Annotated in this window: 19 protein-coding genes; 8 read left to right on the top strand and 11 right to left on the bottom strand. The window is 72.5% G+C overall.

All coding sequences use genetic code 11. The features are described 5' to 3' along the window. The first annotated feature begins 68 nt into the window (after positions 1–68). Entirely contained in the window at positions 69–557 is a 489-nt protein-coding gene (locus K8U61_RS00425) for a DUF427 domain-containing protein (protein WP_224120981.1), read from the top strand. A 4-nt stretch (positions 558–561) separates the two neighbouring features. Here the strand turns inward: K8U61_RS00425 and K8U61_RS00420 are convergent, their stop codons facing one another. The 3 genes from K8U61_RS00420 to K8U61_RS00410 all read right to left on the bottom strand — a co-directional run bounded on the left by K8U61_RS00420 (position 562) and on the right by K8U61_RS00410 (position 3,646). Then, positions 562–2,580, bottom strand: a complete 2,019-nt coding sequence (locus tag K8U61_RS00420) for an ethylmalonyl-CoA mutase (protein ID WP_224120980.1) — start codon at positions 2,578–2,580, stop codon at positions 562–564. 68 nt (positions 2,581–2,648) lie between these two features. After that, positions 2,649–2,963: an STAS domain-containing protein gene (locus K8U61_RS00415; protein ID WP_224120979.1), complete on the bottom strand. Its 315-nt coding sequence runs from the start codon at positions 2,961–2,963 to the stop codon at positions 2,649–2,651. 107 nt (positions 2,964–3,070) lie between these two features. Beyond that, on the bottom strand, positions 3,071–3,646 hold the full coding sequence (locus K8U61_RS00410) for a hypothetical protein (protein WP_224120978.1): 576 nt from the start codon (positions 3,644–3,646) through the stop codon (positions 3,071–3,073). A gap of 32 nt (positions 3,647–3,678) precedes the next feature. On the opposite strand from K8U61_RS00410, the gene K8U61_RS00405 reads away from it, so the two are divergent. The 6 genes from K8U61_RS00405 to K8U61_RS00380 are packed head-to-tail and all read left to right on the top strand — an operon-like array spanning position 3,679 to position 10,359. Further along, positions 3,679–4,251 carry a cob(I)yrinic acid a,c-diamide adenosyltransferase gene (locus K8U61_RS00405; RefSeq protein WP_224120977.1) on the top strand — a complete coding sequence of 191 codons (573 nt, stop codon included), beginning with the start codon at positions 3,679–3,681 and terminating at the stop codon, positions 4,249–4,251. 28 nt (positions 4,252–4,279) lie between these two features. Beyond that, a complete protein-coding gene (locus K8U61_RS00400; protein ID WP_224120976.1) occupies positions 4,280–5,734 on the top strand; it encodes a hypothetical protein in 1,455 nt (484 codons plus the stop codon). Continuing rightward, entirely contained in the window at positions 5,731–6,450 is a 720-nt protein-coding gene (locus tag K8U61_RS00395) for a calcium-binding protein (RefSeq protein WP_224120975.1), read from the top strand. The genes K8U61_RS00400 and K8U61_RS00395 overlap by 4 nt, the downstream gene beginning before the upstream one ends. Positions 6,451–6,506: 56 nt before the next feature. Next, positions 6,507–9,680 carry a DEAD/DEAH box helicase gene (locus tag K8U61_RS00390; protein WP_224120974.1) on the top strand — a complete coding sequence of 1,058 codons (3,174 nt, stop codon included), beginning with the start codon at positions 6,507–6,509 and terminating at the stop codon, positions 9,678–9,680. A gap of 47 nt (positions 9,681–9,727) precedes the next feature. Beyond that, a complete protein-coding gene (locus K8U61_RS00385) occupies positions 9,728–9,952 on the top strand; it encodes a FitA-like ribbon-helix-helix domain-containing protein (RefSeq protein ID WP_224120973.1) in 225 nt (74 codons plus the stop codon). After that, positions 9,949–10,359 carry a type II toxin-antitoxin system VapC family toxin gene (locus K8U61_RS00380; protein WP_224120972.1) on the top strand — a complete coding sequence of 137 codons (411 nt, stop codon included), beginning with the start codon at positions 9,949–9,951 and terminating at the stop codon, positions 10,357–10,359. Before K8U61_RS00385 ends, K8U61_RS00380 begins: the two co-directional genes overlap by 4 nt. Positions 10,360–10,366: 7 nt before the next feature. Here the strand turns inward: K8U61_RS00380 and K8U61_RS00375 are convergent, their stop codons facing one another. The 3 genes from K8U61_RS00375 to K8U61_RS00365 are packed head-to-tail and all read right to left on the bottom strand — an operon-like array spanning position 10,367 to position 15,240. Further along, positions 10,367–10,654, bottom strand: coding sequence for an Rdx family protein (locus tag K8U61_RS00375; RefSeq protein WP_224120971.1), 288 nt, complete (start codon positions 10,652–10,654; stop codon positions 10,367–10,369). Further along, positions 10,651–11,829, bottom strand: coding sequence for an MFS transporter (locus K8U61_RS00370; protein ID WP_224120970.1), 1,179 nt, complete (start codon positions 11,827–11,829; stop codon positions 10,651–10,653). Before K8U61_RS00370 ends, K8U61_RS00375 begins: the two co-directional genes overlap by 4 nt. Before the next feature lie 42 nt (positions 11,830–11,871). Further along, entirely contained in the window at positions 11,872–15,240 is a 3,369-nt protein-coding gene (locus K8U61_RS00365) for an ATP-binding protein (RefSeq protein WP_224120969.1), read from the bottom strand. 111 nt (positions 15,241–15,351) lie between these two features. On the opposite strand from K8U61_RS00365, the gene K8U61_RS00360 reads away from it, so the two are divergent. Beyond that, positions 15,352–16,797, top strand: a complete 1,446-nt coding sequence (locus K8U61_RS00360; RefSeq protein WP_224120968.1) for an FAD-binding oxidoreductase — start codon at positions 15,352–15,354, stop codon at positions 16,795–16,797. A 20-nt stretch (positions 16,798–16,817) separates the two neighbouring features. Here K8U61_RS00360 and K8U61_RS00355 read toward each other — a convergent pair whose 3' ends face one another. The 5 genes from K8U61_RS00355 to atpA all read right to left on the bottom strand — a co-directional run bounded on the left by K8U61_RS00355 (position 16,818) and on the right by atpA (position 21,814). Next, positions 16,818–17,282 carry a DUF2550 domain-containing protein gene (locus K8U61_RS00355; RefSeq protein ID WP_224120967.1) on the bottom strand — a complete coding sequence of 155 codons (465 nt, stop codon included), beginning with the start codon at positions 17,280–17,282 and terminating at the stop codon, positions 16,818–16,820. A gap of 103 nt (positions 17,283–17,385) precedes the next feature. After that, on the bottom strand, positions 17,386–17,784 hold the full coding sequence (locus K8U61_RS00350; protein ID WP_224120966.1) for a F0F1 ATP synthase subunit epsilon: 399 nt from the start codon (positions 17,782–17,784) through the stop codon (positions 17,386–17,388). An 8-nt stretch (positions 17,785–17,792) separates the two neighbouring features. Next, entirely contained in the window at positions 17,793–19,247 is a 1,455-nt protein-coding gene (gene atpD / locus K8U61_RS00345) for a F0F1 ATP synthase subunit beta (RefSeq protein WP_224120965.1), read from the bottom strand. Positions 19,248–19,252: 5 nt separating this feature from the next. Then, positions 19,253–20,167, bottom strand: a complete 915-nt coding sequence (locus tag K8U61_RS00340; protein ID WP_224120964.1) for a F0F1 ATP synthase subunit gamma — start codon at positions 20,165–20,167, stop codon at positions 19,253–19,255. 3 nt (positions 20,168–20,170) lie between these two features. Beyond that, positions 20,171–21,814: a F0F1 ATP synthase subunit alpha gene (gene atpA, locus K8U61_RS00335; protein WP_224120963.1), complete on the bottom strand. Its 1,644-nt coding sequence runs from the start codon at positions 21,812–21,814 to the stop codon at positions 20,171–20,173. Between the last annotated feature and the right edge of the window lie 11 nt (positions 21,815–21,825).

Below are 21,825 nucleotides of genomic sequence, written 5' to 3'. Positions count from 1 at the left end.
GTAGCACGAAGGAAGGTATGCCTTACCTTCCACGTGGGGCGTCTCACGCGCCGTCGTACGCTCGACGCGTGGAGCGCACACCGCCGGGCCCCGGCCAGGAGTCGGTCTGGGACTACCCGCGCCCGCCGCGGATCGACCCGACGGACGCGGTCGTCGAGGTCGAGCTGGGCGGGCTGGTCGTCGCGCGGACGACCCGGTCCGTGCGCGTCCTCGAGACCAGTCACCCGCCGACCTACTACCTGCCGCCCGACGCGTTCGAGCCAGGCGTCCTGCGCCCGACGCGCGGGTCGTCGGTGTGCGAGTGGAAGGGCGTCGCGGCCTACTTCGACCTGGTGACGCCGACCCGGACCGCCGAGCGCGCGGGCTGGACCTACCCGGACCCGACGGCGGCGTTCACGCGGATCGCGGGGTACGTCGCCGTGATGCCCGGCCTCGTCGACGAGTGCCGGGTCGACGGCGAACGGGTGCAGCCCCAGGAGGGCGGGTTCTACGGCGGCTGGATCACCAGCCGGGTGGTCGGCCCGTTCAAGGGCTCGCCCGGCACCTGGGGCTGGTGATCCGTCAGTCGTCGAGGCCCTGGGCCGCGCGGATCACGTCGACGATGCCGCCCATGATCGCGGTGAGCCCGAAGTCCTTCGGCGTGTAGACGGCGGCGACCCCGAGCTCGCGCAGACGGCGGGCGTCGGAGTCCGGGATGATCCCGCCGACGATGACCGGCACGTCGCCCGCGCCGGCCGCCCGGAGGCCGGCGAGGACGGCCGGCACCAGCTCCATGTGCGAGCCGGACAGGATCGACAGTCCGACGCAGTGCACGTCCTCGGCGACCGCGGCGGCGACGATCTGCTCGGGGGTGAGCCGGATGCCCTGGTAGATGACCTCGAAGCCCGCGTCGCGGGCCCGGACCGCGACCTGCTCGGCGCCGTTGGAGTGACCGTCGAGCCCGGGCTTGCCGACCAGCAGCCGCAGGCGGGAGCCGAGCTCCTCGCCGGTCTCCTGGACCCGCGCGCGGACGGCGGTCAGCTCCTCGCCCGCCTCGCCGGCACCGACGACACCCACGGCGCCGCTGACGCCGGTCGGTCCGCGGTACTCGCCGAACACCTCCCGCAGGGTGCCGGCCCACTCCCCCGTCGTCGCACCGGCTCGGGCGGCGACCAGGGTGGGCTCCATCAGGTTGGCGTCGGTCTTCGCGGCCTCGGCCAGGGCCGCCAGTGCCTCGGCCACCTCGGCCTCGTCGCGCTGGGCCTTCCAGGCCTCGACGCTGGCGATCGCGGTCTTCTCGGCCTCGGGGTCGGCGACCATGATCGCGGCGTCGAGGTCGGAGGTGAGCGGCGAGGGCTCGGTCGTCTCGTACTTGTTGACGCCGACGATGACCTCCTCGCCGGACTCGATCCGGGCGCGGCGGGCGGCGTGGGAGGAGACCAGCTCCTGCTTCATGTACTCGACCGCGGCGATCGCGCCTCCCATCGCCTGGACGCGGTCGATCTCGGCCTTCGCGCCCTCCACCAGCTCGGCGACCTTGGCCTCGATGACGTGCGAGCCGTCGAAGATGTCGTCGTACTCGAGGAGGTCGGACTCGAAGGCGAGCACCTGCTGGAGGCGCAGCGACCACTGCTGGTCCCAGGGTCGCGGCAGGCCGAGCGCCTCGTTCCACGCGGGCAGCTGGAGCGCGCGGGCGCGGGCGTTCTTGGACAGGGTGACGCCGAGCATCTCGAGGACGATGCGCTGCACGTTGTTCTCGGGCTGGGCCTCGGTGAGGCCGAGCGAGTTGACCTGGACGCCGTACCGGAAGCGGCGCATCTTGGCGTCCTGGACGCCGTAGCGCTCGCGGGTGATCTCGTCCCACAGCCGGCCGAAGGCCCGCATCTTGCAGGTCTCCTCGATGAAGCGCACGCCGGCGTTGACGAAGAACGAGATCCGGCCGACGACCTTCTCGAAGTCGTCGGCGGAGACCTGGCCGGAGTCCTTGACCGCGTCGAGCACCGCGATCGCGGTGCTCAGCGCGTAGGCGAGCTCCTGCGTCGGCGTCGCGCCGGCCTCCTGCAGGTGGTAGCTGCAGATGTTGATCGGGTTCCACTTCGGGATCTGGTGGACGGTGTAGGAGATGACGTCCGCGATCAGCCGCATGGAGTGCTCGGGCGGGAACGCGTAGGTCCCGCGGGAGAGGTACTCCTTGATGATGTCGTTCTGGGTGGTGCCGGCCAGCTGGGCGGCGACCTCCTCGGGGGTGGCGTCGGGGTTCTGCTCCTCGGCGACGACCTGGTACATCGCGAGCAGCCACATCGCCGTCGCGTTGATCGTCATCGAGGTGTTCATCTCGGTGAGCGGGATGTCCTCGAAGAGGCGGCGCATCTCGCCGAGGTGCGGCACGGGGACGCCGACCTTGCCGACCTCGCCGCGCGCGAGCGAGGAGTCGGGGTCGTATCCGGTCTGGGTCGGCAGGTCGAAGGCGACCGACAGGCCGGTCTGGCCCTTGGCGAGGTTGCCCCGGTAGAGCGCGTTGGACGCGGCGGCCGTCGAGTGCCCGGCGTACGTGCGCATCACCCAGGGTCGGTCCTTGGTGGCGCGGTCCTTCTCCGTCATGCGTCCGAGGGTAGGGCGATGGCTACCGCTTGGTAACCGCCTGTGGGGTATCCGACACGGGCCGCCGGTCAGGCCGAGACGGCGACCCGCTCGACCTCGACGACCCGGATCAGCCGGGTCAGGTGCAGCATCCGGCGTACGGCGGGGTTGCAGCCGCGCAGCGTGAGGTGGTGGCCGTGGCGGGTCGCCTCGCGGGTCGCGACGGCGAGCACCCGGAGCGCGGTCATGTCGATGGTGCTGACCTCGGTCAGGTCGACGACGACGTCCTCGTCGTGGCCGTCGAGGTGGTCGTAGATGGCGTTGCGGACCTCCATCGTGCTCCGCACGTCGAAGTCGCCGCTCAGCAGCAGGGTCGGTCCGTCGGTGATGATCTCCATGGTCATGGCACGTGTCCCCGTCCTCCGGGACCCGAGATCGCCCCGGTCGCTCCAACCGGCCTGTCACCCACTATGACGCGCGACGAGCGCGATCGGTTGCCTCTCGCGCCCGATCAATTCGGAGGTGTCGCGTCCGCTGTCGCAGCGGCAGCAGTACCCACTCCGAGCAGGAGCATCCCCACGACGCCCTCGGGCGCGAAGATGTGGCCGACGTGCACGAGCCAGGCACCGGGCAGCAGCACCAGCGCGACCGCGCCCCTCGCGCGGTGGCGGTGGACCTGGTCGACCACCACCAGGGCGCACGTGGCGAGCAGCGCCCAGGACCCGAGCTCGCCGAGCGGCGTGCCGATCCGGAAGAGCAGGCTCACCGCCTCCGGTCGCGGCACCCCCGGCCCGAGCTCGTGGGTGACATAGCCCGCCGCCACCCCGCTGATCACGTCGAGCGCCGTGTAGAAGGTGGCGTAGACGTAGGCCGTGACCCGGATCGCCCACGCCAGCGGGTCGGTCCGGGTCCCGACCAGCGCAGCGAGGGCGAGCCCGACCAGCGGGAAGACGAGCAGACCCGGGAGGTGGAGGGTGAACCAGCGCCACGACGTGTCGTAGGTCAGGTGGTGCGGGTGGAACAGGCCCGCCACCGCGAGCGCCAGCGCCGGGAGCGCCAGGAGGGTCGGCCGCGCGAGACGTCGCATGGTGGTCGACGGTACGTCGCTACCCTCGACCCATGGTGAACCTGACCCGGATCTACACCCGCACCGGCGACGGCGGGGAGACCCGGCTCGGCGACATGAGCGTCACCAGCAAGACAGACCCGCGGCTGGCGGCGTACGCCGACGTCGACGAGGCCAACGCGCACATCGGCGTCGCGATCGCGCAGGGCGCGCTCGAGGACGACGTCGTCGCCGTGCTGACCACCATCCAGAACGACCTCTTCGACGTGGGCGCGGACTTCTCGACCCCGGTGGTGGCGGACCCGGAGTACCCGCCGCTGCGCGTCGAGCAGGCGTACGTCGACCGCCTCGAGGGCTGGTGCGACACCTACAACGAGCACCTGCCGGCGCTGCGCTCCTTCATCCTCAGCGGTGGCACCGAGGGGGCCGCGCTGCTGCACGTCGCCCGCACCGTCGCCCGGCGCGCGGAGCGGTCGGCGTGGGCGGCGTACGAGGTGCACGGCGAGACGATGAACAAGCTCGCCATCACCTACCTCAACCGGCTGTCCGACCTGCTCTTCATCCTCGCGAGGCACGCCAACCGGGAGCGCGGCGACGTACTGTGGGTGCCCGGCGGGGAGCGCTGACCGCCGCAGTCGCTGACTCGGGGGTCGCATGCTCGTCCGCTCTGCCTGCGCCGTCGTCGCCGCGGTCTTCCTGGCGACCGGCCTCGCCGGCCCGGCACACGCCGCCTCGGCACCGAAGGATCCCTTCGACCTGACGGCGGTCGGCGACGGCGTCTCCTTCGTCGCCGGCAGCGGTGACCACCAGCAGCTCTGGCACAGCGACGGCACGTCCGCCGGCACGCGCCGGCTGACCGACGTGCACCAGGACGACGGCTTCTGCTGCGTCGGCCTCACGCCCTGGGGCGACCGGCTGCTGGCCGAGATCAACGACACCGACGGCACCACCGCCTGGGTCAGCGACGGCACCCGCACCGGGACCCAGCCACTGCTGGACATCCCGGACGGGAGCTTCGGCTACTGGATCGAGGACGTCACGCCCGCAGGTGATCACGCCTACTTCTGGACCGGCGGCGCCTTCGACCCGCAGCAGGTCTGGGAGACCGACGGCACCGCCGAGGGGACCACCTCGGTCGCGTCGTTCGCCGGGCACGTCGACATCGTCGGGGTGCTCGACGACAGCCTGCTCGTCGCCGGCTGGGACGGCGGCGCCGCCCCGGGAGTCCTCGATCGCATCGCCGCCGACGGCACCGTGACGCAGCTGGCCGAGCTGCCGGGGGCGGCGTACGCCGTCGAGGGCAGCGCCGGCGGCCGCTACTACCTCGTCAGCGGCGGGGCCCTCTTCTCGACCGACGGCACGGCGGCGGGCACGACGCAGGTCACCGACCCGGGGACGGACCGGATCGAGATCTCCTCGCCGGTCTACGAGGTCGACGGCCACGCCCTCTTCTTCACCTACGTCTCGCCCACCAACTACGCCGCGCAGCTCTGGACCAGCGACGGCACCCTCGCCGGCACCCACCGGGTCACCGACACCGTCTTCACCGAGTCACCCCGGGGGCCGGAGGCGGCGGTGGCCGGAGGACACCTCGTCTTCCGCGGCTCCGAGGCCCACCCGAACGCCCCCGCGCTCTGGTCGAGCGACGGCACCGCCGAGGGGACGGTCCGACTGGACTCCCCCGACCTCGCCCACATCCCGCAGCCCACGGACTTCCAGGTGGTCGACGACTCGGTCTACGTCATCGCCCGGGACGCCGGACTGCGCGCCGGGATCTTCCGGACCGACGGCGCCTCCGTCACCGAGGTCGTCCCGGGGCACGGTGACCGCGACGTCGCCCTCGACGCGCTGACCGTCGTCGGAGACTCGGTGGCCTGGACCCGTGGCGGCGGTGGCACCTCGCACCGCCGCCTCTGGACGACCGACGGCACCACCGCCGGGACGCACGAGATCCGGCCGTCGCGAGGCTGGCTCGGCGTGGGCCGCGACGGGGAGCTCGCGGCCGTCGGCGACCGGCTCTACGTCGCGGCCGCCGCGAAGGGGGCCCGCCACGCCACGCTCTGGCGGAGCAACCTGACCACCGTGCACCAGGTGGTGAGCGCGCGATGAGGCGCCGCCTGGTCGCGACCGCGGTGCTCGGTCTCGCCTTCACCGCCGCCCCCGCCGTGCCCGCCGCCGCGGGTCCCGTCGACGACCGTCCCTGCGACGGCCAGGAGCAGACCGACACCTGGACCTACGACGCCGACACGCGCACCTGGACCGGGACGGACGGCGACGACGTCATCGTGGTCCAGGCCGGCACCGACGTCGACGAGGTCGACGGCCTGGGCGGCGACGACACGATCTGCGTGGTGTCGCGGCTCTTCGCGGACTCCTCCACGACCGTCCGCGGCGGCCCGGGAAACGACCGGATCTTCGGCGACTTCGTCGGTGAGAGCCTGTACGGCGGGCCCGGGGACGACTACCTCTACGGCGGCGAGCCCGGCACCCGCAGCAGCCTGACCGTCCTCGACGGCGGTCCCGGCAGCGACGTCCTGGACGCGTCCGGCTCTCCCCGGTCGGTCGCCCGCTTCGCCGGGGTCGGCCCGGTCGTCGTGGACCTGGCCACGGGCACCGCCCGCACCGCGGACGGCACCGACGTGCTGGTCGGCGTCCACGACGTCGTCGGCACCTCGCGGGCCGACACCCTGAGGGGCGACTCCTACGACAACGTCCTCACCGGCGGTGGCGGGGCCGACAGGATCGTCGGCCGCGGGGGCCACGACCGGGCCGACGGCGGGGCCGGCCGCGACGCCTGCGAGGCGGAGAAGCAGGTCTCCTGCTGAGACCCTGTGGATGAAGCGGGCCGCATGTCGGCATTCCTTGCCACGATGTCCGCACGATGAGCATCCTCGCGGCCCTGACCCTCGACGCCCTGGCGCCCTTCTTCGACCCGGGCGCGCTGCTGCGTGGGCGCGACTACGCGCGGGACGGCCGGATCATCGATCCCGAGCTCACCAAGATCACCGACGACACCGTGATCGCCACCGGTCACGCGATCGGGAGCTCGGGCCGGCACTACTCCGTCCATCTCTATGCCGAGCTCGTCGGCGACGCGTTCTGGGCGACGTCGACGTGCAGCTGCCCCGTCCAGGTCGACTGCAAGCACGGCGTCGCCCTCGCCAGGACGATCGCCAGCCCGGCGCCGCACGCGCCGACCGGCCCGGCCGCGTGGGAGCAGCAGGTCGGCAAGCTGATGACCGAGCTGACGTCCCGCGACCAGCAGGCGTCCTGGCAGGGCGACCCGGTCCCCCTCGCCCTGGAGGTCGCGCTCGAGGCGCGCCACCACTACTACCGCGGCGCCGAGTCCGTCCTGACGCTCCGGCCGATGCGGCTCGGCGCCAAGGGCCGCTGGGTCAAGACCGGTGCCGACTGGACCAACCTCGGCGGACCGGTCGCCCAGCGCGGGTTCCGCACCGCCGAGGTCGACGCCGTGCTCGACCTGCGCTCGGCGCTGATGTCCAGCGACCCGGGGTGGCGGCACACCGGGCCGGTCGAGCTCCACGCCTTCGGCCGCCGACTGGTGACGTTGCTCGCCCGGGCTCGTGAGGTCGGCCTGCCCCTGCTCGCAGGCGCCGGGCTGGAGTCCGTCGAGCTGCTCGACGCAGCCGTGCCGATCGCCTGCGACGTGACCCGCGACGACGCCGGCACCACCGTCGTCGGGGTGGGCGTGGACCACGACGGTCGGTGGTGGCGCGGGCCTGGAGTGTTCCCGATCGGTGGCACGGCGTACGCCGTCGGCCTGCTGCGGGAGGGCCGCCTCGTCCTCGCTCCCACCAGCGCGCCAGTGCCGGCCGCGGTCGCCGACCTCCTCGACACCGGCACCGACATCCGGGTCCCGCTCACCCACCACGAGCAGGCCCACGACGTCCTCGCACGGCTGGCGCGCACGGTCGACCTGCGGTCGACGGACGGCAGCGTGCAGCTGCCGGAGCCGGTGCGCCCGACCTTGCGCCTCACCGTCCGCTGGTCGTCGTCGACCCAGGCCGCTCTGACCTGGACCTGGCACTACGCGGAGCAGCAGTGCGCGCTCGACTCGCGGGACGCCCTCGCCGGACTGCGCGACCGCGATGCCGAGCGCGAGATCCGGGGCCGGGTGCCGGCCGACCTCCTCCAGCGTGCCTCGGTGCGCGACGGCGACGCCCTCGCCTTCGCGATCCACGACCTGCCGGCCGTCCGCGACCTCGAGGACGTCGAGGTGGTGGAGGAGGCCGCACCCGTCTTCCGCGAGTCGACGGCGGACCCCTCGATCAGCCTCGAGGTCGCCGACGACCAGCCTTCCGACACCACGGACTGGCTCGACCTCGCCGTCACCGTGACGGTCGAGGGCGAGAAGGTCCCGCTGCCCGACGTCCTCGCCACGTTGACCCGCGGCGACGAGCACCTCGTGCTGCCGAGCGGGCTCTACCTCCGCACGGACCACCCGCAGCTCGAGCGGCTCCGCGAGGTCGTGGCCGCCGCGGCCGAGCTGCGCGAGGCCGAGGGCGACCGGATGAGCGTGGGCAAGCACGACCTGGGAGTGTGGCGCGAGCTCGGGGACCTGGGCATCGTCGACGCCCAGGCGGCGGAGTGGGTGAGCCGGGCTCGAGCGCTCGCGGACCTCGCCGAGCTCCCCCGGCCCGAGCCGGTCGGGCTCGCCACCGAGCTGCGCAGCTACCAACGCGACGGCTTCCACTGGCTCGCGTTCCTCTGGCAGCACCGGCTCGGCGGGATCCTCGCCGACGACATGGGACTCGGGAAGACCCTCCAGGTCCTGGCCCTGATCCAGCATGCGGTCGCGACCGACGACGCCGGACCGTTCCTGGTGGTGGCGCCGACGAGCGTGGTGTCCGCCTGGGCGAGCGAGGCCGCGCGCCACACCCCCGGCCTCCGCGTCGCCCGGGTGACGCGGCGGGCGGACGACGTGGCCGCCGCAGCCCACGACGCCGACATCGTGGTGACGACATATGCCCTGCTGAGGCTGGAGCAGGAGGCCTTCGCCGGGGTCGGCTGGGCGGGCCTGGTGCTCGACGAGGCTCAGCAGCTCAAGAACCACCGGAGCCAGACCTACGCCGCGGCGCGCAAGGTCGACGCCCCCTTCCGGCTCGCCGTGACCGGCACGCCGTTCGAGAACCGGCTGATGGAGCTGTGGTCGCTGCTGTCCATCACGGTGCCCGGCATCTACCCGTGGCCCCGCTCGTTCACCTCCCAGGTGGTGACACCGGTGGAGAAGAACGGCGACCAGGCCGCACTCGACCGCTTCCGCCGACGGATCCGTCCCTTCCTCCTGCGGCGCACCAAGGAGCTCGTCGCCGAGGACCTGCCGCCCAAGCAGGAGCAGCTCCTCGAGGTCGAGCTCAACCCACGCCACCGCAAGCTCTACGACGCCCACCTGGCGAAGGAGCGTCAGCGCATCCTCGGCCTCCTGGAGGACTTCGAGCAGAACCGCGTCGAGATCTTCAGCGCGCTCACCACCCTGCGCCGGGCGGCCCTGGACGCGGCGCTCCTCGAGCCAGCACACGACCGGGTCGGGTCGGCGAAGCTCGACGTCCTGGTCGACCACCTCGCCGAGATCACCGCCGAGGGCCATCAGGCGCTGGTGTTCAGCCAGTTCACCTCCTACCTCACACGGGTCGAGGCCGGACTCGGAGAGGCCGGGATCGACACGACCTACCTCGACGGCAGCACGACCGACCGCGACGCGGCCATCGCTCGCTTCCGGTCCGGCTCCGCACCGGTGTTCCTGATCTCCCTCAAGGCCGGTGGTGTCGGCCTCACCCTCACCGAGGCCGACTACGTCTTCGTCCTCGATCCCTGGTGGAACCCCGCCGTCGAGGCCCAGGCCGTCGACCGGGCGCACCGCATCGGCCAGACCCGCCCCGTCCACGTCTACCGGATGATCGCGACCGACACGATCGAGGAGAAGGTGGTCGCGCTCAAGGACCGCAAGGCCGAGCTGTTCGCCCGGGTGGTCGACGGGGAGGGCGCCTCGGCCACCGGCCTGACCGCGGCCGACGTCCGAGCGCTCTTCGAGTGAGGAGCAGACACATGCAGAATGCATGCACCCCGGGTACCGTGGTCGTCATGTCGACGCTGCAGGTCCGGGGGGTGCCCGAGGAGGTCCGCGTCGTGCTCAAGCAGCGCGCCGCGGCCGCGGGCATGAGCCTGTCGGAGTACGTCCTCCGCGAGCTCACCCAGCTGGTCGCGCAGCCGACACTGGACGAGTTCCTCGAGCGGATCGAGGCGCGCGGGCCGACCTCACCGGGCATCGCCGCAGCGGACATCATCGCCGCCGAACGCCGGCGATGACCGGGACCGTCCTCGATGCGTCGGTCATCGTCGAGCTGCTGATCGTCTCCCCGCTCGGACGCCGAGTGGCGGGTGAGCTGCCGTCGCGGCGGGCTGGCGGCCTGCACATCCCGCATCTCGCCGTCGTCGAGACCGCTTCAGTCCTGCGCGGCCTCGTCCTCGGCTCCCGGGTCGCCACCGACCGTGCCGAGGGAGCCTTGGCGGATCTCGCAGTCCTGCCCTGCACCCGTTGGCCGGTCGAGGGCCTGCTCCCCCGGCTCTGGCAGCTGCGCGACAACCTGACGGCGTACGACGCGACCTACGTGGCGCTGGCGGAGGCGCTCGACGCCGAGCTGGTGACCGCTGACCGACGGCTCGCCCGGGCGGCTGCTGACGTCGCGACCTGCCCGATCACGCTCGTGGCCTGACGTCGCGTCAGCGGTCGGCGTGGCCGAGCGGCTTGTCGGGGGCGACGAGGTCACGCACCCGGCGCTTGAGCTCGGTGATCTCCGGGAAGCCGCCGTCGCGCTTGCGGTTCCAGACCGACGTGCCGTCGACCTCGATCCGGAAGACGCCGGCCTCGCCCTCGGCCGAGGCGGGCACGAGCGCGACCTCGCCGAGCTCGGCCTCGAAGGTCTGCAGCAGCTCGGCGGCGTACCACTGGGCGCGCAGCAGCCAGCGGCAGCGGGTGCAGTAGGCGATCGTGACCCGCGGTCCGGTCACGCCGAGACCTCCTCGGCGACCGGCCTGGCCGGCCGCGCGGCGAAGACGGTGAGGGCGGCCGGGACCATGAGCGCGGCGATGATCAGCAGGGTCTCCAGGGTGCCGATGTGGTCGGCGAGGAAGCCCAGGATCGGCGGGCCGGCAAGGAAGGCCGTGTAGCCGATCGTCGACACGGTGCTGACCCGGCGGGCGGCCCGCAACGGGTCGTCGGCCGCGGCGCTCATGCCGACCGGGAAGCCCAGGGAGGCGCCGAGGCCCCAGACGACGATGCCGAGGCCCACGGGCACGACCGCGTTGCCGAAGACGACGAGCAGGATGCCGACGAACGCCGTCGCGGCCGACCCCCACAGCACCGGCGCCCTGCCGAACCGGTCGAGGACGACCGGGCCGTAGAGACGGCCGGCCATCATCGAGCAGACGAAGAGCGTGAAGCCGGCGACGCCGACCCAGTGGCGCACGTCGTACCCGTCGATGAGGGCGAGGGAGAGCCAGTCGTTGGCGGCCCCCTCGGAGAGCGCGAACGCCATCACCATCACGCCGATCGCCAAGGTCCGCGGCTCCCGCCAGGGGCTCCAGGACCCCGCGGCGGCGGCCTTGTCGGCGTGGTCCTCCTGTGCCGGGAGGTACGTCGCGGCCGCCCACCAGGTCGCGACGGCCGCCGCGACGGCGAAGACCGGCACGTGCAGCAGGAGCGGTGCGTGCACGGCCGCCATCGGGATGCCGATGCCGGCGCCGGCGAACGATCCGAGGCTCCAGCCGGCGTGGAAGCGGGGCATGATCGTGCGCCCGAGGCGACGCTCGACCTCGGCGGCCTCGACGTTCATCGAGACGTCCCAGGTCGCGATGCCCACCCCGTCGACCAGGAAGCCGATCGCGGTCAGGACGATCAGGTCGGTCACCACGCCCGTCATCGCGACGGTCAGCCCGGCCGCGACCAGGACCGCGCCGAAGCGGGTGACCGTGGCCGCACCGAACCGATCGATGAGGCGTCCGCTCAGCGGCAGCGCGATCACGGACCCGATCGAGATCGCGAGCAGCAGCAGGCCGATCGAGGCGTTGTCGAGCCCCAGGCCGCTGCGGATGTCGGGGAGACGGCACGCCATCGTGGCGAAGCAGAACCCGTTCAGCGCGAAGCTCAGGGCGACGGCGTTGCGGGTGCGGAGGAGGGACGTCACCGGGACAGTCTTCCAGAGTTTCTTGACCGGTCCAGAATCGGCTCAGAACCCGTGGGTGCGGCGCAGCCCGGTGAGCCACTCCGCCACCAGGGTGACGCCCCACTCCTCGGCGAGCCGGAGGGCGTCGTCGGCGTGCCGGGCGGCGACCGCGGACTCCCCCGTCGCGGCGGCCGCGAGCGCGAGGTAGCTGTCGACCGGGCCGAGGCCGAGGTAGGACCCGGCGCTGCAGTTGTGGCCGGCGTACGGCGCGATCATCGCGTAGACGTCGGCCGCGAGCCCCGGGTCGCCGAGGTAGAAGGCGATCTCCGCGCTGTGGCACCAGGACAGCAGCGAGGTGTCGATCATGTGCTGCAGCCGAGGGTCGTGCTCCGCGAGGTAGTCGCGGGCCCGCTGCTCCTCTCCCGCCCGCCACAGGTACACCGCCACGCTGGCGTGGAAGGGGTAGGGCGACTCGTCGAAGGCCAGCAGCGCGGGCACCATCTCGATCGACCGCCCCTGCCAGAGCCGGAGCGCGAGCAGGCAGCTGAGCACGGACTCGTCGGCGTTGGCATGGGAGATGCTGCTCGCCAGGGCACGGCAGCGCTCCACGAGGTCCTCGGCCTCGTCCTGGCGCCCCGACATCGCGTGCCAGGGCGCGAGGATCCCGCAGATCACGATCTGCCCGTAGAGGATCCGGAGCCGCTCGGCCTCGGCCATCGCCGCCCGGGCGGTCGCGTACATCTCCTCGGGCCGCCCGAGCTCGTTGAGGACGGCGGCGCGCAGGCAGGTCGCGACGAGATGGGCGCGCTCGCTGCCGGTCTGCCGCGCGAGCTCGACCGACTCGGTGATCAGCGCCAGCCGCTCCTCGGCGGTCGGGGGCACCCAGAGCGCCACGAAGGCGACCATGGCGACGTCCATGACGAGTCGCGGGTCGCCGACCCGCCGGGCCATGGCCAGCGCCTCGTCCGAGAGCGCCCGGCGCTCCTCGGACCAGGTGCCGCTGTCGAGCTCGCGGGCGAGCGAGACCAGCGAGCGGGCACGGAGGTCGCTGTCCTCGGCGGGCAGCCGCTCGAGGCTTCCCCGCAGCGCGTCGACCACGGTCTCGTTGACCATCCCGGGAGGCGCCGAGCGCCACAGCACGCCCTGGGTCGCCGAAAGGGCGGCGCGGGCCACGGCCTCGGGGTCGCGCAGCTGCTTGCCGACCTCGATCGCCTCCTCGACGGCACCGACCAGCGGCGGCAGCAGAGCCGCCCAGCGCAGGTCGTCGATGAGCAGCATGAGCAGGTCGTAGCGCTCCTGCAGGCCCGCCCCGGCGTCGCCCTCCATCGAGACGAGCGCGCCGCGGAGCAGCTCCGCGGCCTCGTCGTACGCGTAGAAGCGGCGGGCGAGGCCCGCGGCGTCGACGCCGGAACGCCAGGCGCGGTCGGCGTACGACGGACCCGCCTCGCGCCAGTGCCGGGCCACCTCGGTCTCGCGACCCGGGACGCCCTCGAGCGCCTCGGCGGCGCGCGCGTGCACCCGGGCCCGGCGGCTGACGCTGAGCGACCCGCGGAGGGTGTCGCGGACGAGGGCGTGGGCGAAGAGGTACTGGTCGATGCCGTCCTCGCGCACCAGGCCGGCCGCCTGCGCGGGGTCGACGATGTCGAGAAGGTCGTCCTCGTCGATGCCGGTGACCGTCGCCAGCGTGGGCGCGTCGAAGCTGCGGCCGAGGACCGCCGCGGCCCGCAGCGTGGTCACCGTCTGCTCGGGTAGCCGGAGCAGGCGGCGGTGCAGCACGTCGGTGACCGCGGTCGGCAGCTCCTCCTCGGCAGCCACCGTGCCCTCGCGGCGCTCGGCCGCCAGACGGGCGAACTCGACGAGGTAGAAGGGGTTGCCGTCGGTCCGCTCCTGGAGCGCCGCGGCCTGCTCCCGGGTCAGCTCGCGCTGCGAGACGGCCTCGAAGACGCGAGCGACGGCGGCGCTGGGCAGCCCGCCGAGCTGGAGGCGCAGCGCGTGCATCCGAGCCAGCGACTCCGCGACGTCGGCGAGAGCGCCGGTGGGCTCGGGGTGCAGCCGCCAGGTCCCGACGACCAGCAGCCGCGCCTGGTCGACGGTCTCGACCAGCAGGCGCAGCACCCGCAGCGTCGGGGTGTCGGCCCAGTGCAGGTCGTCGAGCACCACGACGACGGTGTCGCCGGCCGCCGCGTCACGGACCAGCCCGGCGATCCGTTCCCAGGTGCGGAAGCGGCTGCCCTCGTCCTCCGCCGCACCCGCGGCCGCGTCGGGCAGCAGCTCCTGGCCGAGCCCGTCGAGCACCGCCTTCCACGGCCACAGCGGCGGGGCACCGTCGTCCTGGGAGCAACGTCCGACGAGCACGGTCGCCCCGCGCAGCCGCGCCTCGCGCACCAGCTCGGCGGACAGCCGGGACTTGCCGATGCCCGGTTCGCCGGTCACCGCGGCGTACGTCGGCACGCCCGTCTCGGCCCGGGCGAGCGCGCCGAGCAGCAGCTCGAGGTCGGGGTCGCGGCCGACCATCGGCCAGGGCGCGACCTGGTCGACCGCCGGGTGCGCGACCGGGTGCGCGACCGGAGGGGGTGCCGGCGGCGCAGCGGACACCGGGGCGGGCGCGGGCAGCCCACCCTCGGGCGCCGCCCAGTCGAGGGCAGGGTCCTGGCGGAGCACCGCGGTCTGCAGCTCGCGCAGCGCCGCGGACGGCTCGATCCCGAGCTCCGCGTCGAGGACCTCGCGCACCTCGCGCAGCACCTCCAGGGCGTCCGCCTGCCGGCCCGACCGGGTCAGCGCGAGCGCCCGCAGTCCCCAGAGCCGCTCGCGCAGGGGATGGGCCGCGGTCAGGGACTCCAGCTCGGCGGCGACGGTGGCGTGCCGGCCGAGCGCCAGGGCGGCCACGGCCCGGTCCTCGAGCGCCACGAGGCGGAGGTCGTCGAGCCGCGCCCGCTCGGCCACCGCGGCGTCCGCGTCCCCGAGCTCGACGTACGGGACCCCGCGCCAGAGCGCGAGCCCGGCGTCCAGGGCGTCCGCGGCGGCGCTCAGGTCGGCGGCGGGCACGGCGCCGCCACCCCAGCCCTCGCCGAGCGGCTGGAGCGTCCGGTGGGCACCGACCACGGCCTGCTCGAAGCGGCTCGCGTCGATGCTGTCGTCGGGCACCCGCAGCGCGTAGCCCGGGGCCACGGTGACCAGCACGGTCGCCGGGGCCCGGCGCTCGCGGTCGGGCTCGAGCGCGCGGCGCAGCTGGGAGACGTAGGCCTGGAGCGTCGCCGTGACGCCCGGGGGCGCGGCGTCCTCCCAGAGCAGGTCGACGATCCCGTCGACGGACACCGGCCAGCCGCGGGAAAGCGCGAGCGCGGAGATGAGCGCGCGCTGCTTCGGGGTGCCGAGATCGACCGGCTCACCGGACCGCGTCACCTCGACCGGGCCGAGGACGGAGACCTCCACAGGGAGAGCGTAGGGAGAGCACAGCCACGGCGCTCCCAGTCGGCTCAAAGTCGCCTCCAAGTGGGTCCGGTCATGGTCCTCCCACCGATCACCGACAAAGGAGTCACCACCATGACCATCGAGCTCTCGACCCAGAGCCCGGCCGCCACCCACCCGGCTGCTCAGCCCGTCGCCCACGCGCTGCGTGGCCTGCTCGACGGCCGTCTGCACCTGCCCGGCGACCCCGGGTACGACGCCGCCCGCCTCCCCTGGAACGTCGCCGTCGACCAGCGCCCCGCCGCTGTCGCGCTCCCCCGCACCGCCGCCGAGGTCGCCACCGTCGTCCGGCTCGCGGCCGAGGCCGGCCTCCGGGTCGCCCCACAGAGCACCGGCCACAACGCCGGCCCGCTGGCCGCCCAGGGCCTCGACGACGTCGTCGTCGTCCGCACCTCCGAGATGGGCGCCGCGATCGCCGACCCGACCCGCGGCATCGTCCGGGTCGAGGGCGGCGCGATCTGGGAGCCCGCCGTCGAGGCGGCCGCCGCCCACGGCCGGGCCGTCCTGCACGGCTCCTCCCCCGACGTCGGCATCGCCGGCTACTCCCTCGGCGGCGGCATCGGCTGGTACGCCCGCAAGCTCGGCCTGGCCACCAACAGCCTCACCGCGGTCGAGCTGGTCACGGCCGACGGCACCCTCGTCCGCTGCGACGCCACGACCAACGCCGAGCTCTTCTGGGCGCTGCGCGGCGGCAGCGGCAACTTCGGCGTCGTCACCGCCCTCGAGTTCCGCATGTACGACCTCCCCACCGCGTACGCCGGCATGCTCGTCTGGGATCTCCGGCAGATCGAGCCGGTGCTGCGCGAGTGGTCGTCCTGGGCCTACGAGGCGCCCGACGAGATCACCACGGCGTTCCGCGCGATGCGGATCCCGCCGCTGCCCGAGCTCCCCGAGGGCCTGCGCGGCCGCAACCTGGTCGTCATCGACGGTGCCGTCATCGGCTCCGACGAGCGCGGCGCCGAGCTGCTCGCCGGCCTGCGGGCGCTCCGCCCCGAGATCGACACCTTCGGCCGCATGCCGGCACCCGCGCTGACCAGGATCCACATGGACCCCGAGGGCGGCGCGCCGTTCGCCTCCGACACCGCGATGCTGGGCTCCTTCCCCGAGGCCGCGATCGACGCCTTCATCGCCGAGGCCGGCCCGGACGCGTCCAGCAGCCTGCTGCTCGCCGAGCTGCGCCAGCTCGGCGGCGCGCTGGCCCGTCCGCACGCGGGCGGCGGCGTGCTCGACCGCCTGGACGCGCAGTTCGTGGCGTTCGCCGGCGGCATGGCGATCACCCCCGAGATGGGCGCGGCGGCGCACGCCGACGCCGTCCGCCTCATGGAGGCCCTGGAGCCGTTCGCCAACGGCCGCCAGTACCTCAACTTCGCCGAGAACCCGGTCGACACCCGCTCGGCGTACGCCGAGAACGTGTGGACCCAGCTCGCCGGCATCCGCAGCGCCGTCGACCCGCACGGCGTCTTCGTGGCCAACCACCGGGTGCCGCGGCTCTTCGAGGAGGGCCGTCCCACGACCGCCTGACGGAGAACCCCCGTCTCTCGTCAGGTCGTGCGAGGTCGGGTCGTCCGGGTCCAGTCGGTCCCGGGCGGCCCGGCCTCGAGCCACGACTGGAAGCCCATGAGCGAGGCCGGGGACATGGCCAGCTCGACCACCCCGCCCTCGGGGGTGGCGCAGGAGATGACCACGTGGTCGGGGTAGAGCGACATCTGCTCGACCCCCTCGGGGTCACGACGACCGACGAAGGTCAGCCTGGAGCGCTCGAGCACCCGCTTCGGGCGCGGCCACAGCGAGAAGTAGCGGAACCATTCGAGGCCCTCGCCCGAGTAGCGACCGAGCCCGAGAAGCCAACCGCGCCCGGCCCTTCCGGGCCGGACGCGGTAGCTGAGCTCGAACGTGCCGCCGTTGCGGGCGAGCAGCCGACGACGGACGACGAGGCCGAGGCCGTAGAGCAGGACGAAGCCGAGCAGCACCCCGGCTGCATCGAGCAGCCACTGCCACACCGGCATCCACGCCCTCCACATCCAGCCTGAAATGACTCGCACCCGCAGGGGTGCTCACCCTAGCGGGCGACCCTGCGGGTGCGATGTCGGGGTGGATCCGACCGGTCGGTCAGGAGGCCTTCTCGGCCGCCCGGATCCGGACCTCGGCGCGGCGGGCCCGGTTGGCGGCGTCCTCGTCGTCGTCGCCGGCGGCCTGGGCCGACTCCAGCTCGGCGCGCGCGGCCTCGACGTCGATCTCGTCGGACAGCGCGGCGAACTGGGCCAGGATCGAGACCCGGTTGTTCGCGACGGAGAGGAAGCCCCCGTCGACGGCGGCGTACATCCGCTCACCGTCGACCGGGTCGATGGACACGACGCCGTCGTCGAGGAGCGAGAGCACCGGCATGTGGTTGCGCAGCACGCCGATGTCGCCCTCGGCCGTCTTGGCGATGACCATGGTGGCCTGGCCGGACCACACGGTCCGGTCGGCCGCCACGAGCTCCACCTGGAGCTGGTCGTTGTCTGCCATCAGGTGCCTCAGAGGTTCTTCTGGATGTCGGCCCACTTCTGCTCGACGTCGTCCAGACCGCCGCACATGAAGAACGCCTGCTCGGCCACGTGGTCGTACTCGCCGTCCGCGATCTTGTTGAACGCCTCGATGGTCTCCGACACCGGGACGGTCGAGCCCTCGATGCCGGTGAACTGCTTGGCCACGTAGGTGTTCTGCGAGAGGAACCGCTGGATACGACGCGCGCGGGACACGATGATCTTGTCCTCTTCGGAGAGCTCGTCGACACCGAGGATCGCGATGATGTCCTGGAGCTCCTTGTTGCGCTGCAGGATCTGCTTGATGCGGATCGCGCAGTCGTAGTGGGCCTGACCGATGTACTGCGGGTCGAGGATCCGCGAGGTCGAGGTCAGCGGGTCCACCGCGGGGTAGATACCGAGCGACGCGATCTCGCGCGAGAGCTCGGTGGTCGCGTCCAGGTGGGCGAAGGTGGTCGCCGGCGCCGGGTCGGTGTAGTCGTCCGCGGGGACGTAGATCGCCTGCATCGAGGTGATCGAGTGACCACGGGTCGAGGTGATCCGCTCCTGGAGCGTGCCCATCTCGTCGGCGAGGTTCGGCTGGTAGCCCACGGCGGACGGCATCCGGCCGAGCAGCGTCGACACCTCGGAACCGGCCTGGGTGAACCGGAAGATGTTGTCGATGAAGAGCAGCACGTCCTGGTTCTGCACGTCGCGGAAGTACTCCGCCATCGTCAGGGCCGAGAGGGCGACGCGCAGGCGGGTGCCCGGCGGCTCGTCCATCTGGCCGAAGACGAGGGCGGTCTGGCCGATGACGCCGGCCTCCTCCATCTCGACGATGAGGTCATTGCCCTCACGGGTGCGCTCGCCGACACCGGCGAACACCGACACACCACCGTGGTCCTTCGCGACGCGCGCGATCATCTCCTGGATGAGCACGGTCTTGCCCACGCCCGCGCCACCGAACAGGCCGATCTTGCCGCCCTGGACGTACGGCGTGAGCAGGTCGATGACCTTGATGCCGGTCTCGAACATCTGGGTCTTGGACTCCAGCTGGTCGAAGGCCGGGGCCTTGCGGTGGATGCCCCACCGCTCCTGGACGTCGAGGGTCTCGCCCTCCTCCAGGTTGAGCACGTCACCGGTGGCGTTGAAGACCTTGCCGAGCGTCGCGTTGCCGACCGGGACGGTGATCGGGCCACCGGTGTCGGTCACCTGGGCGCCGCGGACCATGCCATCGGTGGGCTTCAGCGAGATGGCGCGGACCATGCCATCCCCGATGTGCTGGGCCACCTCGAGCGGGAGCACGACGGTCTCACCGTCGAGGGTGACCTCGCTCTCCAGCTTGTTGTAGATGTCGGGCATGGCGTCGACGGGGAACTCCACGTCGACCACCGGACCGATCACCCGGGCGATGCGACCGACACCGGCGGTGCCCGTCTCCTGCGTCTCGTCGATCGTTGCAGTCATGTCTTTCACTCACTCCCGGCTTGGGCGTCGGCGAGCGCGTTGACGCCTCCGACGATCTCGCTGATTTCCTGGGTAATGCCGGCCTGGCGGGCCTGGTTGGCGATACGGGTGAACTTCTTGATCAGCTCGTCCGCGTTGTCGGTCGCCGACTTCATCGCCTTCTGCCGGGCCGCGAGCTCGGAGGCCGCGGCCTGGAGCAGCGCGAAGAAGATGCGGCTCTGGACGTACTGCGGGAGCAGCCCGTCGAGCACCTCCTCCGGCGACGGCTCGAACTCGTAGAGCGGGAGCACGTCACCGTTGGACGGCTTCTCCTCGCCCTCGACGACCTCGAGCGGCAGCAGGCGGACGTCCGTCGGCTCCTGGACCAGCATCGAGCGGAAGCGCGTGAAGACCACGTGCACCTCGTCGACGGCGTTCTCCTCCCCCTCGTCGGCGAGGAACGCGTCGATCAGCGTGCGGCCGATCTCGTGCGCCACGTCGTACGACGGCTGGTCGGAGAACCCGGTCCACGACTGGGCGATCGGGCGGTTGCGGAACTTGTAGTACGCCTCGCCCTTGCGTCCGGCGATGTAGGTGACCACGTCCTTGCCCTCGCCCCGCAGGCGCTCGGCGAGGCGCTCGGCCTCCTTGAGCACGCTGGAGGAGTAGGCGCCGGCCAGACCGCGGTCGCTGGTCACGATGAGCACGGCGGCCCGCTTGGGGTCCTCCGGCTCCCGGGTCAGCGGGTGGTCGACGTTGGAGTACGTCGCCACCGCGGACACGGCGCGGGTCAGCTCACGCGCGTACGGCGCGGCCGACTGGGCCCGCTGCTGCGCCTTGATGATGCGGGACGCAGCGATGAGCTCCATGGCGCGCGTGATCTTCTTCATCGACTCCGTCGACTTGATCCGCGCGCGGTACTCACGCAGCGATACGGCCATGCGTCAGCCCCGCTTCTGCTTGACGATCTGCTCCTGCTCGACCTCGTCGTCCTCGAGCGCCTCGGCCTTCGGCTCGTTGCCGACCTTGATCGAGCCACCGTCGGAGGTCTCGAACTGGTCCAGGAAGGAGTCGTAGGCGTCGGACAGCGAGGACTCGGTGTCGTCCTCGAACTTCAGCGACTCGCGGATGGCCGCGAGGATGCCGTCGTGCGAGCGGCGCAGGTAGTCGAGGAACTCGCGCTCGAAGCGGAGCACGTCGTCGGTCGGGACGCGGTCGAGACGGCCGGAGGTGCCCAGCCACAGCGACACGGTCATCTCCTCGATCGGGTACGGCGAGTAGGCCGGCTGCTTGAGCAGGGCCATGAGCCGCTGACCGCGGTCGAGCTGCTGACGCGAGGCGGCGTCGAGGTCGGAGGCGAACATCGCGAACGCCTCCATCGCGCGGTACTGCGCGAGGTCGACCTTGAGCGAGCCGGTGACGGCCTTCATCGCCTTCGTCATCGCCGAGCCACCCACGCGGGACACCGACACGCCGACGTCGATCGCCGGGCGCTGGTTGGCCGCGAACAGGTCCGACTGCAGGAAGATCTGGCCGTCGGTGATCGAGATGACGTTGGTCGGGATGTAGGCCGACACGTCATTGGCCTTGGTCTCGATGATCGGCAGACCCGTCATCGAGCCCGCGCCCATCTCGTCGGACAGCTTCGCGCAGCGCTCCAGGAGGCGGGAGTGCAGGTAGAAGACGTCACCCGGGTAGGCCTCGCGGCCCGGCGGGCGGCGCAGCAGCAGCGACACCGCGCGGTAGGCCTCGGCCTGCTTGGTCAGGTCGTCGAAGACGATCAGGACGTGCTTGCCGTCGTACATCCAGTGCTGACCGATAGCCGAGCCGGTGTAGGGGGCGAGGTACTTGAAGCCCGCGCTGTCCGAGGCCGGCGAGGCCACGATCGTGGTGTACTCCAGCGCACCGGCCTCCTCGAGGGCGCCACGCACGGAGGCGATGGTCGAGCCCTTCTGGCCGACGGCGACGTAGATGCACCGCACCTGCTTGGTCGGGTCGCCCGACTCCCAGTTGGCCTTCTGGTTGATGATCGTGTCGATCGCGATCGTGGTCTTGCCGGTCGAGCGGTCGCCGATGATCAGCTGGCGCTGACCGCGGCCGACCGGGGTCATCGCGTCGATCGCCTTGATGCCGGTGGCGAGCGGCTCGTGCACCGACTTGCGCTGCATCACGCCCGGAGCCTGGAGCTCCAGCGCGCGGCGGCTGTCGGACGCGATCTCGCCGAGGCCGTCGATCGGGGTGCCGAGCGGGTCGATGACGCGGCCCATGAAGGCGTCGCCGACGGGGACCGAGAGGATCTCGCCGGTCCGGCGGACCGTCTGGCCCTCCTCGATCTTGTCGAAGTCACCCAGGATGACGACACCGATCTCGCGGGTGTCGAGGTTGAGGGCGAGGCCGAGCGTGCCGTCCTCGAACTCGAGCAGCTCGTTGGCCATCGCCGAGGGCAGACCGGTGACGCGGGCGATGCCGTCGCCGGCGGTCGCGACCGTGCCGACCTCTTCCTTGCTCGCCGCCTCGGGCTGGTAGTCGGCGACGTACTTCTGCAGCGCGTCGCGGATCTCCTCCGGACGGATCGAAAGCTCCGTCATTGCGTCCCTAC

Source organism: Nocardioides mangrovi (assembly GCF_020073815.1).
Classification (GTDB): domain Bacteria; phylum Actinomycetota; class Actinomycetes; order Propionibacteriales; family Nocardioidaceae; genus Nocardioides; species Nocardioides mangrovi.
Note: the sequence above shows the minus strand (reverse complement) of the source record. Positions and strands in the feature narration are given on the sequence as shown.

Bases quoted from the DNA above. Each gene is read 5' to 3' on its own strand.
- K8U61_RS00385 (WP_224120973.1), top strand. From the start codon at position 9,728: ATGTCGACGCTGCAGGTCCGGGGGGTGCCCGAGGAGGTCCGCGTCGTG.
- K8U61_RS00350 (WP_224120966.1), bottom strand. From the start codon at position 17,784: ATGGCAGACAACGACCAGCTCCAGGTGGAGCTCGTGGCGGCCGACCGG.
- K8U61_RS00355 (WP_224120967.1), bottom strand. From the start codon at position 17,282: ATGCCGGTGTGGCAGTGGCTGCTCGATGCAGCCGGGGTGCTGCTCGGC.
- K8U61_RS00415 (WP_224120979.1), bottom strand. From the start codon at position 2,963: ATGACCATGGAGATCATCACCGACGGACCGACCCTGCTGCTGAGCGGC.
- K8U61_RS00390 (WP_224120974.1), top strand. From the start codon at position 6,507: ATGAGCATCCTCGCGGCCCTGACCCTCGACGCCCTGGCGCCCTTCTTC.
- K8U61_RS00410 (WP_224120978.1), bottom strand. From the start codon at position 3,646: ATGCGACGTCTCGCGCGGCCGACCCTCCTGGCGCTCCCGGCGCTGGCG.
- atpA (WP_224120963.1), bottom strand. From the start codon at position 21,814: ATGACGGAGCTTTCGATCCGTCCGGAGGAGATCCGCGACGCGCTGCAG.
- K8U61_RS00360 (WP_224120968.1), top strand. From the start codon at position 15,352: ATGACCATCGAGCTCTCGACCCAGAGCCCGGCCGCCACCCACCCGGCT.
- atpD (WP_224120965.1), bottom strand. From the start codon at position 19,247: ATGACTGCAACGATCGACGAGACGCAGGAGACGGGCACCGCCGGTGTC.
- K8U61_RS00420 (WP_224120980.1), bottom strand. From the start codon at position 2,580: ATGACGGAGAAGGACCGCGCCACCAAGGACCGACCCTGGGTGATGCGC.
- K8U61_RS00340 (WP_224120964.1), bottom strand. From the start codon at position 20,167: ATGGCCGTATCGCTGCGTGAGTACCGCGCGCGGATCAAGTCGACGGAG.
- K8U61_RS00380 (WP_224120972.1), top strand. From the start codon at position 9,949: ATGACCGGGACCGTCCTCGATGCGTCGGTCATCGTCGAGCTGCTGATC.
- K8U61_RS00400 (WP_224120976.1), top strand. From the start codon at position 4,280: ATGCTCGTCCGCTCTGCCTGCGCCGTCGTCGCCGCGGTCTTCCTGGCG.
- K8U61_RS00405 (WP_224120977.1), top strand. From the start codon at position 3,679: ATGGTGAACCTGACCCGGATCTACACCCGCACCGGCGACGGCGGGGAG.
- K8U61_RS00395 (WP_224120975.1), top strand. From the start codon at position 5,731: ATGAGGCGCCGCCTGGTCGCGACCGCGGTGCTCGGTCTCGCCTTCACC.